The 12,021-nt window shown below is 42.8% G+C and carries 11 protein-coding genes and 1 pseudogene; 7 read left to right on the top strand and 5 right to left on the bottom strand.

The features are described 5' to 3' along the window. Positions 1 to 87 precede the first annotated feature (87 nt). The 7 genes from MSKOL_RS02540 to MSKOL_RS02510 all read left to right on the top strand — a co-directional run bounded on the left by MSKOL_RS02540 (position 88) and on the right by MSKOL_RS02510 (position 6,432). The gene (locus tag MSKOL_RS02540; RefSeq protein WP_048117696.1) at positions 88 to 552 is read left to right on the top strand and encodes a bifunctional nuclease family protein; all 465 of its coding nucleotides are present in this window, start codon (positions 88 to 90) and stop codon (positions 550 to 552) included. Positions 553 to 890: 338 nt separating this feature from the next. Next, positions 891 to 1,712: an imidazole glycerol phosphate synthase subunit HisF gene (gene hisF, locus MSKOL_RS02535; protein ID WP_048153491.1), complete on the top strand. Its 822-nt coding sequence runs from the start codon at positions 891 to 893 to the stop codon at positions 1,710 to 1,712. 41 nt (positions 1,713 to 1,753) lie between these two features. After that, a complete protein-coding gene (locus tag MSKOL_RS02530; RefSeq protein ID WP_048153490.1) occupies positions 1,754 to 2,041 on the top strand; it encodes a MazG nucleotide pyrophosphohydrolase domain-containing protein in 288 nt (95 codons plus the stop codon). A gap of 209 nt (positions 2,042 to 2,250) precedes the next feature. Continuing rightward, positions 2,251 to 2,652 carry a hypothetical protein gene (locus MSKOL_RS02525; protein WP_048117685.1) on the top strand — a complete coding sequence of 134 codons (402 nt, stop codon included), beginning with the start codon at positions 2,251 to 2,253 and terminating at the stop codon, positions 2,650 to 2,652. Positions 2,653 to 2,841: 189 nt separating this feature from the next. Next, positions 2,842 to 5,463 carry a DUF3656 domain-containing protein gene (locus MSKOL_RS02520; RefSeq protein WP_048153488.1) on the top strand — a complete coding sequence of 874 codons (2,622 nt, stop codon included), beginning with the start codon at positions 2,842 to 2,844 and terminating at the stop codon, positions 5,461 to 5,463. Between the two features lie 108 nt (positions 5,464 to 5,571). Further along, on the top strand, positions 5,572 to 6,030 hold the full coding sequence (locus MSKOL_RS02515; RefSeq protein ID WP_048153486.1) for a nucleoside 2-deoxyribosyltransferase: 459 nt from the start codon (positions 5,572 to 5,574) through the stop codon (positions 6,028 to 6,030). Positions 6,031 to 6,174: 144 nt separating this feature from the next. Then, positions 6,175 to 6,432 (top strand): pro-sigmaK processing inhibitor BofA family protein, encoded by a 258-nt coding sequence (locus tag MSKOL_RS02510; protein WP_048153484.1) that lies wholly within the window; start codon positions 6,175 to 6,177, stop codon positions 6,430 to 6,432. Positions 6,433 to 6,625: 193 nt separating this feature from the next. Here MSKOL_RS02510 and MSKOL_RS02505 read toward each other — a convergent pair whose 3' ends face one another. The 5 genes and pseudogenes from MSKOL_RS02505 to MSKOL_RS20605 all read right to left on the bottom strand — a co-directional run bounded on the left by MSKOL_RS02505 (position 6,626) and on the right by MSKOL_RS20605 (position 12,003). Then, positions 6,626 to 7,306, bottom strand: a complete 681-nt coding sequence (locus MSKOL_RS02505; protein ID WP_048153481.1) for a class I SAM-dependent methyltransferase — start codon at positions 7,304 to 7,306, stop codon at positions 6,626 to 6,628. A gap of 85 nt (positions 7,307 to 7,391) precedes the next feature. After that, positions 7,392 to 9,005, bottom strand: coding sequence for a lysine--tRNA ligase (gene lysS, locus MSKOL_RS02500; protein ID WP_048153479.1), 1,614 nt, complete (start codon positions 9,003 to 9,005; stop codon positions 7,392 to 7,394). A 605-nt stretch (positions 9,006 to 9,610) separates the two neighbouring features. Next, positions 9,611 to 10,024: a hypothetical protein gene (locus tag MSKOL_RS02495; RefSeq protein WP_156150938.1), complete on the bottom strand. Its 414-nt coding sequence runs from the start codon at positions 10,022 to 10,024 to the stop codon at positions 9,611 to 9,613. Positions 10,025 to 10,391: 367 nt separating this feature from the next. Next, positions 10,392 to 11,795, bottom strand: a pseudogene (gene mtbB, locus MSKOL_RS02485) ([dimethylamine--corrinoid protein] Co-methyltransferase). Positions 11,796 to 11,853: 58 nt separating this feature from the next. Then, positions 11,854 to 12,003 carry a hypothetical protein gene (locus MSKOL_RS20605; RefSeq protein ID WP_197078811.1) on the bottom strand — a complete coding sequence of 50 codons (150 nt, stop codon included), beginning with the start codon at positions 12,001 to 12,003 and terminating at the stop codon, positions 11,854 to 11,856. Positions 12,004 to 12,021 lie beyond the last annotated feature (18 nt).

Here is a 12,021-nt window from a genome sequence, read left to right as displayed (position 1 = left end):
AAGTTGAATCCGATCTTTAGGTAGCATTTTTAATATATTTATAAAAATTAAATTAGGTATTAATAAGTTTAAAATCATTCATTAAATATGGACATCGACACTTATGAAGATTTTAAGGAAATTCGAGTCAGGGATGTTTATATAGTCGATGTTTTTACAGACCCAACTCCTGTAGTGCTTCTTGAAGATCTGCAGGGGAATATGCTACCTATATACATAGGGCATCTCGAAGCTCTCTCAATAGGAAATGTAATTAAAAATATTTCTCCTCCCAGGCCTCTGGCTCATGACCTTATGCTCACTATTTTTGAGAGGCTCGACGTAAAAATCGAGGGAGTTTTGATTGACGAAAAAGTGGATAAAATCTATTATGCCCGGCTCCTGATAAAAAAAGACAACGCAATCATGCAGTTTGACGCAAGACCAAGCGACTGCATTGCCCTTGCCCTGCGCGTTGGAGCCCCGATAAGAGTCAGAAAAAATGTGCTTGAAAATTCTGAAGTCGAGATGTCAAGGCTTGAAGGTGCCCGAGTGATAAATATTTTCGGCTAGATTCTACTGGAACAGGCAGACTTCGTGTTCAGATCTTACTTCTCTTAATCCTGCTTTTTAAGTCTGCGAAAAAATGAGTTTAGAATTTTATCTTTAACGATTTTTCGGCATCTCTCTTTCCTTTAAAAAACTTAAATAAAAATATTCTTTAGCGAATACTATCCAGGGTTATTATTATCTGTAATTTTCGGTCGATAAAACAGGACTATTTTTGCTGGAGACTACTGTCTAAGACTACCATTGATCTAAGACTGCCGTTAATCCGGGACTGGCACTAAGATTGGCATTGGCTTAATTTCAACAAGCTTTTAATAAAAGTTAAATTTATTATCCCATAGATGCTCACCAAAAGAATAATACCATGCCTTGATGTGACCCTTGACAGAGCAGGCGGCTGTGTTGTTAAGGGTGTTGAGTTTGTGGACCTGAAAGAGGCCGGAGATCCTGTAGAACTCGCCAAGCGCTACAATGAAGAGGGCGCAGACGAACTTGTTTTTCTGGACATTACAGCTTCGGCTCACGGCAGGAAAACTATGATCGATGTGATCGAAAGAACTGCAGACGAGGTTTTCATTCCTCTTACGATTGGAGGAGGAATAAACTCCATTGATGCAATTCGCCAGATCCTCAGAGCTGGGGCAGATAAAGTCTCAGTTAACACTTCTGCGGTCAAGAATCCTGACTTCATAAAAGAGTCCTCAGATATATTTGGAGCCCAGTGTATCGTCACTGCTATCGACTGCAGGCGAAATACCGACATAAAGAATAATCCCAATAAAACTATTCTGGAGCTCGAAGACGGAACGCCTGTCTGGTATGAGGTTGTAATTTACGGAGGCAGGGAAGCTACAGGAATCGATGCTGTGCAATGGGCAAGAAAAGCAGAAGAATTGGGTTCCGGAGAAATCCTGCTCACAAGCATGGACCGGGACGGCACATGTGCAGGTTATGACCTGCCAATTACGAGAAAGCTCTCAGAAGAGCTCGATGTTCCGATTATAGCTTCTGGAGGAGTAGGAAACCCTCAGCACATCTACGAAGGTTTTTCAATTGGAAAAGCTGATGCCGCACTTGCAGCAAGTATCTTCCACTTCAGAGAGTACTCAATCAAGGAAGTCAAAGAATACCTTAGGGAAAGGGAAATTCCTGTAAGGCTTTAAATTCAGGAAAAAACAGAAACAAATGGGAGTGGGGAAAAACAATGGAGATCTCAGAATTCCAGAAGCTAATGTCTGAAATGTATGCACATAATGACAGGAAGAGGGGAGGTAAGGCTACCATGCTCTGGCTGGTTGAGGAAATTGAAGAACTTGCCGAAGCCATACGCAGGGAAGAGCCAGAAAATATAGAAGAGGAACTTGCAGATTGCTTCGCCTGGATAGGGGCGCTTGCCAATCTTTACGGTGTGAATCTCGAGGAAGCCTTCCTTAAGAAGTATTCTGGTATGTGCCCTACCTGCAAACGGAAGCCCTGTATCTGTACGGACTGAGTATGTTAAGTATCTTGTTTGTAGAGACTGATTTTCAAAAGGCTGATTTTCAGAATTTGTTCTCTGGATCTTGATTATCTGGTTTTCGTCCTTTCGGAGACTTTTTTCATATTTGCTTTCATATATATTTTGAGATACTTTTTTATTTATTAGAGGCAATCTCTTATGTGGAATTCTTATTTGGATTCTCCATTTATCGGGGGATATATATGTCAGAAGCCGAAACCATGGAACTTCTTGAGGGTTTGCAGTTGAAGATTCTTAACAACACTGGCGAGGATCTTGTGCTCCAAGCTGAGAGAATTGAGAAAGGGAAATTCAAAAAAGGTCACCAGGCTCCAGCTAAAATTGAATCTTATGAGGAAAAGAGCTTTGAGCTCATTGCATGCGAAGGGAGCTGCGAAGGTGGAGCGAACATTGAAGGCTGGGTTAAATATGGGCTGGGGTGTGCGGAAGGGTACTGCAAAATACACTTCAGATATGTGGAAAAAACAGATAAACTCGATTACTCCTGTGAATGTCACATGCACGATGGAAAGATGCTCTGCGAGGCTTCAAAAGATGAGAAAGCCGGGAGAACTGTGAGCTTTATAATAGGGCCGAAAGCATAATACAGAGTATATCACCGGCCTGTCCGGCAAGTGTCCCTCAGGCTGGACCTCATTCATTCTTATCTATTTTTATCCTTTTTAATATTATTTTTTCATGAATTTTAACTATTGAATCCTTTAACTATTGGTCCTGCAGGCAAGAAAAGTATGCCAAAGTTTAATTAAGGACAGGATCTCTAATCCCATCTGATGAAGCCTGAAAAACCGGAACTGCTTGCCCCGGCAGGAAGCATGGAAGCTTTTATTGCAGCCGTCGAAAATGGAGCGGATGCCGTATACCTCGGAGCTCGGGCTTTCAGTGCTCGGGGGTATGCCTCAAACTTTTCAGAGAAAGAGCTTGAAGAAGCCATCGATTATGCTCACCTGAGAGGCGTGAAAGTATACGTAACCGTAAATACGCTACTCAAGGAAGAAGAAGTAGAAAACGCCCTCAAGCTGCTTTCCTGGCTGAGAGAAATAGGGACCGATGCAATCATAATTCAAGATCTTGGACTTATCTCGCTTTCAAGGCAATATCTGCCTGACCTTCCGCTGCATGCGAGCACCCAAATGACTTTACATAATAGCGGAGGGGCTGAATTCGCAAAAAAAATGGGAATAGAGAGGGTCGTGCTCTCAAGGGAATGCTCGCTTGAAGAAATAAAAATGATTAAAGAGAAAACTGGGACTGAAATCGAGGTTTTCATACATGGGGCTCTCTGTATTTCCTATTCCGGCCAGTGTCTCCTGAGCAGCCTTATAGGGGGAAGAAGCGGAAACCGGGGTTTCTGTGCCCAGCCGTGCCGTAAAAAATACAGGCTGTATTGCGAAGGGAAACAAATCAAAACAACAGGCAGTTACCTCTTAAGCCCAAAAGACCTTAACACAACCTCAGGCCTGGGAGCTCTTATAGAAGCCGGGATTGAATCTTTCAAAATCGAAGGCCGGATGAAAAGGCCGGAATATGTTGCAGGGGTCGTCAGGATTTACCGCCGCCTGATTGACAGGTACATTGCAAACCCTGCAGAGTATTACGTTTCCGAAGAAGAGCAGGAAATACTAACCCAGCTCTTTAACAGGGGTTTTACTCAGGGTTACTTTTTTGAAAACCCACGTCAGGAGCTCATGAGCCGTGAGAACCCACACAACCGTGGAGTTCCGGCGGGTACAGTTACAGGGTATGACAGTCGTTTAAACCGTATCCGGGTAAAACTTTCCCGACTTCTTCGTCTCGGAGACGGGATAATGGTTGAAAATGCAGAGACCAGGCCCGAAGATAAAGGAAAAATCATATCCTCAATGTATGCCGGAAAAGGCCCAGTATACAGTGCAGGAGTCGGAGATACGGTAGAAATTCCTTTTGATTCAAGGGCACCCTCAGGAAGCACAGTATACAGGACACATGACAAAATGCTTATGGATTCCCTAAAAAAAGAAAGCGAATCCGGGAGCCTGAGGCCTAAAATTCCTGTATCTATCACGGCAGCCGTTGCATCAGGGAAAACTATCAGGCTTGAGGTAAAAGACAGAGACTCAAATGCAGTAACAATTGAGTCTGAATATCTGGTTGAGAACGCCAAAAAGCAACCAACTTCAAAAGCCCGCATCGAAAAACAACTTTCAAAACTCGGAAACACGATTTTTGAGGCTGCTGAACTCCATGTCACTGTGGAAGAAGATATTTTCATTCCTGTAGGGCAGTTGAACGAGCTGAGGACAAAAGCAATAGAACAGCTTGAAAATCTGCGGATTTCCAGGTGGAAACGAAAACCTCTTGATACTCTACAGTCCTACGAATCTGGAGAAAAGGGATCAGTAGATAGAGTACCAGTAGACAGAGCACAAGTCGAAAATGAATCAACAACAAGAGAATCAGTAGAAAAGGTAGGCCAAGAAGCCGAAAAAACTGTTCAAGAGTGCCTTCCTATACATCCGATGCTCTCGGTTTCGGTGTATTCTCTTGAAGGGCTCGAAGGGGCACTTGCAGGCGGAGCAGATAGGATTTATTTCGGCGAAGGGCTTTTCAGAAGACCGGTAACTACAGGGCAAGAAAAGGGCTCGGAAAAGGGAAAAGGATCTGACGCAGTTTTTGAAAAAGCTGTCTCTGAGACTCAAAAGGCAGGCAAGAATATCTATTTCATTACTCCAAAGCTTGTTAAAGATCCCAGAATGGAGTCTGTAGAAAAAATATTTTCTCGTGTAAGGGAACTGGGGGCTGACGGGGTCCTTGTTTCAAACTTGGGAACCCTTGGCCTCGCAAAAGCTGAGAAAATCCCTTTTATTGCGGACAGTCCTCTGAACATATTTAACAGCCGTACCTTCGCTTTTATATTGCAGGAAGGGGCTCAGATGGCTGTGATTTCTCCGGAGCTAACCCTTGAGGAATTAAAAAGCATTGCGTCTCGTGGGCCTGCAGAGTGTATTGTTTACGGCAGGCTTGAACTGATGGAATCCGAACATTGCCTTACAGGCGGGCTTCTCGGGAACAACAAAGGGCAGTGTAGCGCTCCATGCAGGTCAGGAAAGTTTACACTGGTAGATGAGAAAAACTATGAGTTTCCCTTGCTCATGGACTATGAATGCAGAATGCACCTCCTTAACTCAAGATCACTCTGCATGCTTGAATACGTTCCTGAAATTCTCGAAAACGGAGTTTCAAGCCTCAGGGTAGAAACCCTCGGAATGGATAATCCGGACGAAATCCGAAAAGTGACCAGAGCCTACAGAAAAGCAATTGATACTTATCTTGAAACCGGGAAACAGGGGCCGGAAAACTGCGAAAAACTTGGAAAGGGTTTTACTACAGGACATTATTTCAGAGGTGTACAGTAAAAGACGGAATTCCCGGAAAAAGTGTACAGTAAAAGACGGAATTACTGGAAAAAGTGTACAGTAAAAGACGGAATTGACGGAAAAATGGACTAAAGGGTGGAAAAAACTATGGAAAAACTGGAGAAAATGGAGATTTCGGAAAAAAAAAGCCCAAAAATCTTTTTGTCGGGTTCGATCCGTGGAGGGAGGCAACTGCTTGAGACGTACAGGTTTATGTTTGATACTCTCGAAGAAGCTGGGGCTGAAGTGTTGAGCTGGCATGTTGCAGATCCTGAGCTGGAAAAAACCGAAATGAAAATGACAGAAGAAGAGATCTATGCCAGGGATATGGGTTTGCTTGTAAAAAGTGATGCTTTGATTGCAGAAGTAACAGTACCTTCCACAGGTGTGGGTTACGAAATCTGCAGGGCGCTTGTACAGGGAATTCCCGTGCTCTGTCTTTACAGCCCTGATGCCGCAGTCTCGGCAATGGTACTGGGAAATTCCGACCATTTACTTGAGGCAAGAGCGTATACGGACAAAACCTCGCTCAAAAAAATTATTACTGAGTTTATCCGGGCTTTCTGAAAATAAAAGCCTTGTGTAATCCTTATTTTTGAAAAAAACGTCATTGTAAGCCTGGACAAGTCAGGATTGTAATCATTATGGCTCATAATCTTATTATAAAACTCGGTGATAATTATAAATAAGTTGAATAACTATGTATGATTCATGGTAGTTGGAATTATAGAAGTTTTAGTACTGATTCTGGCAATCGTAGTGGCCTTTCTCCTGTATAAAGTCCTGAAGACCGCAACTAGCCTTGCAATAAATGCAGTACTTGGGGTCTTAGTCCTTATGGCGGCAAAACTCTTGTTCGGACTTGAAATCGCAATTACCTGGATAGCAGTCCTTATCTGCGCAATAGGGGGTATTTTTGGAGCGCTTGTTATAATTGTACTGAATTATTTGAAAATAGCTTTCATATAAAAGTAAATAGACAAAAAAACTATACGGAAGATTGAAAGCTACATGGAGAACTTTTGATAAAACTTTTTTAAAAAGTGTTGGATGAAGTTTTCCCTAAATTGTTTTTGATAAAACTTTTTTTAAAAGTCTTTGATAAAGCTTTTTCCTAAATTGTTTTTTGATAATATTTTTTCAAAAGTTTGAGAAAAGAAATTCAAATTTTTCGAAAGACACCTTTTATCAAATGCCTTCTGTAAACATTCCCTTTGAAAACTTTTTCTTTTATTACATCTTCCAGCTTTATAACCTCAAATCCTTTGAAAAGTGCTCTAACCTCTTCTATAGTAAAATAGTGGTAGATTATTCCGTTTTGCCGGGCAAAAGTCTTCTCTTCAAAAGGGATTGAAGCTTCCCCTCCACAGCGCATATCCTTATAGCCGAAGGCCTCGAAAAAGAAAAAACCACCTTTCCTGAGTATATAACTGAACTCTTTTACAGCGGATTCCCTTTCTTTTATAAAGAGATGCTGAAGTACCCCGTAACAGAGAATTCCGTCAAAAACCTGGGCTTTGAAGGGCAGGTCCGAGATACTTGCACCAAGGTGTTCGGCAAACCTGCCGCTCCTTGCAAGCTGAGCTCTGGAACCATTAAGAGCCGTTAAAGAAATGTCAATTCCTACTGCATTGTAATACCTTGAAAGTTCCCCAAGGTATCTACCATTTCCCGAACCTGCATCAAGAACCGAAGACCCGGGCAGAAGATAAGCCTGTATATCCCGGACAGGGGCAGGCCCACCCCATTTCAGGTGGGTGTATTCTTTATCCCAGGCCAAGAAATGATTTTTCGTGGGATTTGCCTGTGAATTTGCAAGCTTAAAAGTATCCGATTTATCCATTTTTGCAATTTATCCATGTTTGCTGTCATCCACGTTTGCGATTTATCCATTTTTGCAATTTATCCACTTATGTGACTTACAGTGTTTATGCCTGTTTTTCAGGGCTGTAGTTTGAAGCTTCTTCAAATCTTTCTACCAGAAATTCCTTCTCAAACGAAGATAAGAACCAACCGGCTTTGGGGCCTGAACTCTGCCCAAGTAATGAAATATAGATTGCCTTGAAAAGCTCCCTGGGGTCCATCTGAGGAACAGGAGTATTCAGCTTTTCTGCAATTTTTCGGTTCAGTTCGGAACCCTCGTCTTTTGCAGAATAGACCAGCATATGGTATTCTTCTCCACTGATTTTGCCTCTGGACTCAATAAGGGCTGCAAAGGCTGAAAGAAAGGCTCTTTGAAGCTCGGATAGGGTTGCTGCCTGTACAGGCACTTTTTCTTTCACTTTAAACCTGGCAAAGGGTGGGGCATAGAGCTTTAGCCATTTAGACACGTTGTCTGCCAGTTCTTTTATGCACTTTTTATCTTCAGTTGAAAAACCTGAACGTTTTACTATTTTCAGGATCTGGTCAAAATCTCCTCTTGCTACCTGATATATAGTTACCATCTGCTTGAAGGGAATTTCTGACTGGCAAATACCGGTTGCCCTGGAAAGTTCATACACTCTTTTCTGAAAAGCTACAAGTGAAGGATCATTTTCCCTGAACTGCGTCCGGAGTCGTTCGTATTCGTCCACAAGGGAGAGGAGAGGCTGTCCAGGATCGAATTGAATGTGTTTTTCAGGTTTTGTGCGGATGATCAGATAGCGAAGAACTTCGGGTGGTACGATTTCCAGCATGTCCGAAATCGAGACAACGACCCCTGTAGAAGAAGACATCGCTCCCTGTTTACCAAGCATTATCCACTCATAGACAATTGGATATGGAGGTTCGTGCCCGAAAATTTCTCTTACTATTCTCTTTCCGGTATCGTAAGAACCACCTTTCGAAGCATGGTCTTTCCCGAAAGGTTCGACAGTCACTCCTAAAACTGACCAGCGGGCAGGCCAGTCAACGCGCCAGGTAAGTTTTCCTCCCCCTGCCATGGGTACGGTCCCGGAGTGCCCGCATTCACATACATAGTCCACGGTTTCGGCTTCCAGATCAAAACCTGTTACCTTCGTTGTTGTGATCCTTCCGCATTGATTGCATCTGGGATTGAAAGGGCTCCAATCCGGAGCTACGGTTTTCCCCGAGATTTCTTCCAGGATTTTTGCAATGGCATCTCTTTTAACAAGGGCAGTTTTTATTGCTTCGGTGTATTTGCCTGTCTTATACATCTCATCTGCCCTGTAAACCTGAGGATTAATGCCCAGTCGCCTGAGGGCTTCCATGAAAGGTTTCAAGAAATGCTCGGCATAGTTTGCGCAGTTTCCACAGGGACAGGGGATTTCGGAGATGGGCTTCCCCACATGTTCGACGTAACTCTCGGGAAGGAATGGGTAAACCTTGCGCAGGGGATCATAATTGTCAGCAATATAGATAAAGTCAGCATTTGCTCTTTTATCAACCAGAGCCCTGTAAACAGCATCGGCAGTTACGACTTCTCTCATGTTGCCTATATGGATGCTCCCCGACGGAGTGATGCCTGTAGCAACAAGATGTTTGCCATTCTTTTTTAACACGTCTTCAGCTATGACGTCTGCCCATTGAATTGTGTCAGCCATATTTCTCACCAGAATCAAGCCTTTTTTGTAAAGGCTTGAGCGAAAACCCCTCTAAAAAGCATGGTAACAACCCTTTTCAAAAAGGTTTGATCGAAAACCTCTGGAAAACTATTGAATCCCTGAGTAGTTATTGCAAGCCTTTTCAAAAAAGGTTTGAACGAAAAACTTTGAATTCCCTGCATAATTATCGTTTCAACTAATAAACCTTGGGCTAGAAGGCAAGGAACCAGAGTCTGTTTCTATTTTGCGTTTTTGGCAATAAAAGATAGAAATGAAACCGAAAAGAGAGCCCAGATGTAAAAAATAAAAAAGGAGAAAAATTAATGGAGGTTCAAAGGCAAATTAATTCAGGAGTCTGCAGATTTACGGAGATTTAATATGGCACTCTAGTAAACAAATCAAGTAAACTTTATTTGCCAATAAATAAAAGCACGTAAAAATATATAAATATTTCGGAATGGGACGAATTGGGGAATAAATAATAAGAATATCAAGACAAGTGGAGTGAAAACAATGTAAACTTATAAACCCATACGAAAAATATTAAGAAAGAAAGGAATAGATGCGAAACTCTGAAAAATAGGATAGTACTGATTAATAAGATATTACTGATTAACAAGATAGTACGGATTAACAAGATAGTATGGATTAACAAGATAGTATGGATTAACAAGATAGTACGGATTAACAAGATAGTATGGATTAACAAGATAGTACGGATTAACAAGATAGTATGGATTAACAAGATAGTACGGATTAACAATATTCTTGTCCACTATCATCTGTGTCAAGTTTTGCTTTAACAAAGTAACCTCGATTTTTGTAAGTCCAGCATGGGCAAGAGCAATTTCTGTTGTTCGGTCTGCAGTAACATTATCCGTGGTAATATTACCCGTTCTGGTGGCAGTTTTATTCACCGACGAGGTTCCAGAAATTGCAGGAAAAAAGGATACTGCTTCATTGGTGTTACTGAGTGGCGCATCCTCTGCAGACTTACAGCCAGCAACGCTGATTGCCAATAGGCTGACCATTAACATTGTAAATGCTACTTTTTCTCCAGGCGCAAATACCTCGCCAGATGAAGATATCTTACCAGATGAAAGACCTCAAAAGATGAAGATACTTCGCTAGATATAGCAATGGCTACAGGGAAGCAGGTTATAGTTGAGGATCCAATGATTGTATCAGGATAGAAGTAAGCTCTCAAAAAAATAAAAAAGACAGCAGGGAAGGTGGTCGCTATTTTCCAAGGAAGAACTTTTCAGACCTGCTGAAGAATTTATAGTTATTTTACTGCTGTTTTTTGGCAGGCCCGGAGCAGTCCAGTCTGGATCTTGTTTATCCCTGCTGTGGAGGAACATTCAGGATTCTACCTGAATTATTTCCTTAAGCTATCTGCTTTCTGAAGAGATTGCAGGAATTAATCTTAATATCGAGCAACTTTTCAATGTTCATTTTTGCAGCAATACCTTTTGCAGCGCCTGGTACTGACGTTATAACTCCGATGTCGAGTTCTTCACGCAGCTCACGCATAACGTGCTCGTCTGCGAGGTCCATCTTGTCGACCCCGAGTTTCTTTGCAACGTATTCTTTTGCTTCTCCTATGCGCATATTCTTAGAGAACTCCATCCTTGCAACAAGGTCTCCTGCAGCTCTCATTCCTGTCATACCTGAAGCCATTATGTGTGCGATCGGCATACCCAGAGGGTCGCCGACCCCGACCTATATGCCATCTACGCCTGCAATTTCTACCATTGCTTTGCTTGCCCTTGTAACGGCATCAATAGGAGGAGTTTCAAGCATCGGTATTCCGCCCACACCCATTCCCATGTCAACGTGACAGGGGATTGGAGACGCTTCGACAGCTGCTTTCATGAAAGTAACTGCACGGGCAAGGTTCCAGGCTGAGGTCTTGCTGGTATTAGTGTTGCATACTGGTCCGAAAACATTTGCTCCTGCCTTTGCAATAAGAGGAGCCTGCTGGTGAGGCCAGAGACCTGCAAGGGTAACGCCATCATACTGAAGGTTTCCGTGCATACCAAGGACACATTCTCCTGCCATGCCTGCTTCAATATACATATCAGGGAACTCTTTCCTAAGAGCCTCGATTGCATGGAGTGTACCATACATGTCACCGTCGCCTGCTGCACCGGTTGTGTCGAAGTTGACCCCATCGGCACCGGAGGCAAAGAGTTTCTGCATGACCCAGACCGTGTCTCTTGTAAGGTGTTCGGCAGCATGTTCCATTGATTCCCAGGCTTCCTGAATCTTAAAAGCCTTCATAAGGTCACCAGGATTCTCGAAAGGCCCATCAGGAGTATAATACAGTCCCATGTTTGGCATTGCGCCGTAAAACAGTGGAACAATCATGTTCTGCTGACAGACTTCCATTGCCTGACATTCATTTGATACGACAGGCTTGACAGGCTTGAAACTGTAATCAATATGCCCGAGTTCCATTGTGTCAGCACCAAAAGCACGCTCGTGAGTCATGCAGCCTACAAGGCGACTGGAAGGAATACCGACACCACTGTTGCCCTGGTCACCGTCAAGTCTGATTGTGCCGATGTCGTGTGTTACAGGAATTTCCATGCCCTGTTCGACACTAACAGCCTTGCCTGGCATCATAAGGATCTCTGCAAGCTTGTCCATTTCATTGCCATTCAGAGCAGAAATCTCACCAAGATCGGCAGCATTTGCAGTTCCGGCTTCGATCTCTGCAATTATCTTTTCTTTGGTAAGGTAGACACGTTTACCGTCTCCCATACGCAAAGCGTATTCAGTTGCCATTTTTATCCTCCGTTCTATTTGTCTTTAATTCAGATTTCGAAAAACTATATTCTGGGGTTCAAAATTGGGATACAAAGTTTCTGGCTTGCCAGAGAGCTATTATCGCCAGAATAAGGACCAAAACCATCCACAGTATCTTTGCTTCCGGTATGAAGGAATCTGCCCAATATGCATTATAAGCTGCTAGAGCCACTGCTGTTTGCGTCATATTTTCTATCCTCCATTG

Source organism: Methanosarcina sp. Kolksee (genome assembly GCF_000969945.1).
Taxonomy (GTDB): Archaea; Halobacteriota; Methanosarcinia; order Methanosarcinales; family Methanosarcinaceae; genus Methanosarcina; species Methanosarcina vacuolata.
This window is presented reverse-complemented; position numbering and strand designations above follow the sequence as displayed.

Excerpts from the sequence above, each read along its gene's own strand:
- MSKOL_RS02510 (WP_048153484.1), top strand. The coding sequence starts at position 6,175 with ATGGTAGTTGGAATTATAGAAGTTTTAGTACTGATTCTGGCAATCGTA.
- MSKOL_RS02525 (WP_048117685.1), top strand. The coding sequence starts at position 2,251 with ATGTCAGAAGCCGAAACCATGGAACTTCTTGAGGGTTTGCAGTTGAAG.
- MSKOL_RS02540 (WP_048117696.1), top strand. The coding sequence starts at position 88 with ATGGACATCGACACTTATGAAGATTTTAAGGAAATTCGAGTCAGGGAT.
- hisF (WP_048153491.1), top strand. The coding sequence starts at position 891 with ATGCTCACCAAAAGAATAATACCATGCCTTGATGTGACCCTTGACAGA.
- MSKOL_RS02515 (WP_048153486.1), top strand. The coding sequence starts at position 5,572 with ATGGAAAAACTGGAGAAAATGGAGATTTCGGAAAAAAAAAGCCCAAAA.
- MSKOL_RS02505 (WP_048153481.1), bottom strand. The coding sequence starts at position 7,306 with ATGGATAAATCGGATACTTTTAAGCTTGCAAATTCACAGGCAAATCCC.
- MSKOL_RS20605 (WP_197078811.1), bottom strand. The coding sequence starts at position 12,003 with ATGACGCAAACAGCAGTGGCTCTAGCAGCTTATAATGCATATTGGGCA.
- MSKOL_RS02530 (WP_048153490.1), top strand. The coding sequence starts at position 1,754 with ATGGAGATCTCAGAATTCCAGAAGCTAATGTCTGAAATGTATGCACAT.
- lysS (WP_048153479.1), bottom strand. The coding sequence starts at position 9,005 with ATGGCTGACACAATTCAATGGGCAGACGTCATAGCTGAAGACGTGTTA.
- MSKOL_RS02520 (WP_048153488.1), top strand. The coding sequence starts at position 2,842 with ATGAAGCCTGAAAAACCGGAACTGCTTGCCCCGGCAGGAAGCATGGAA.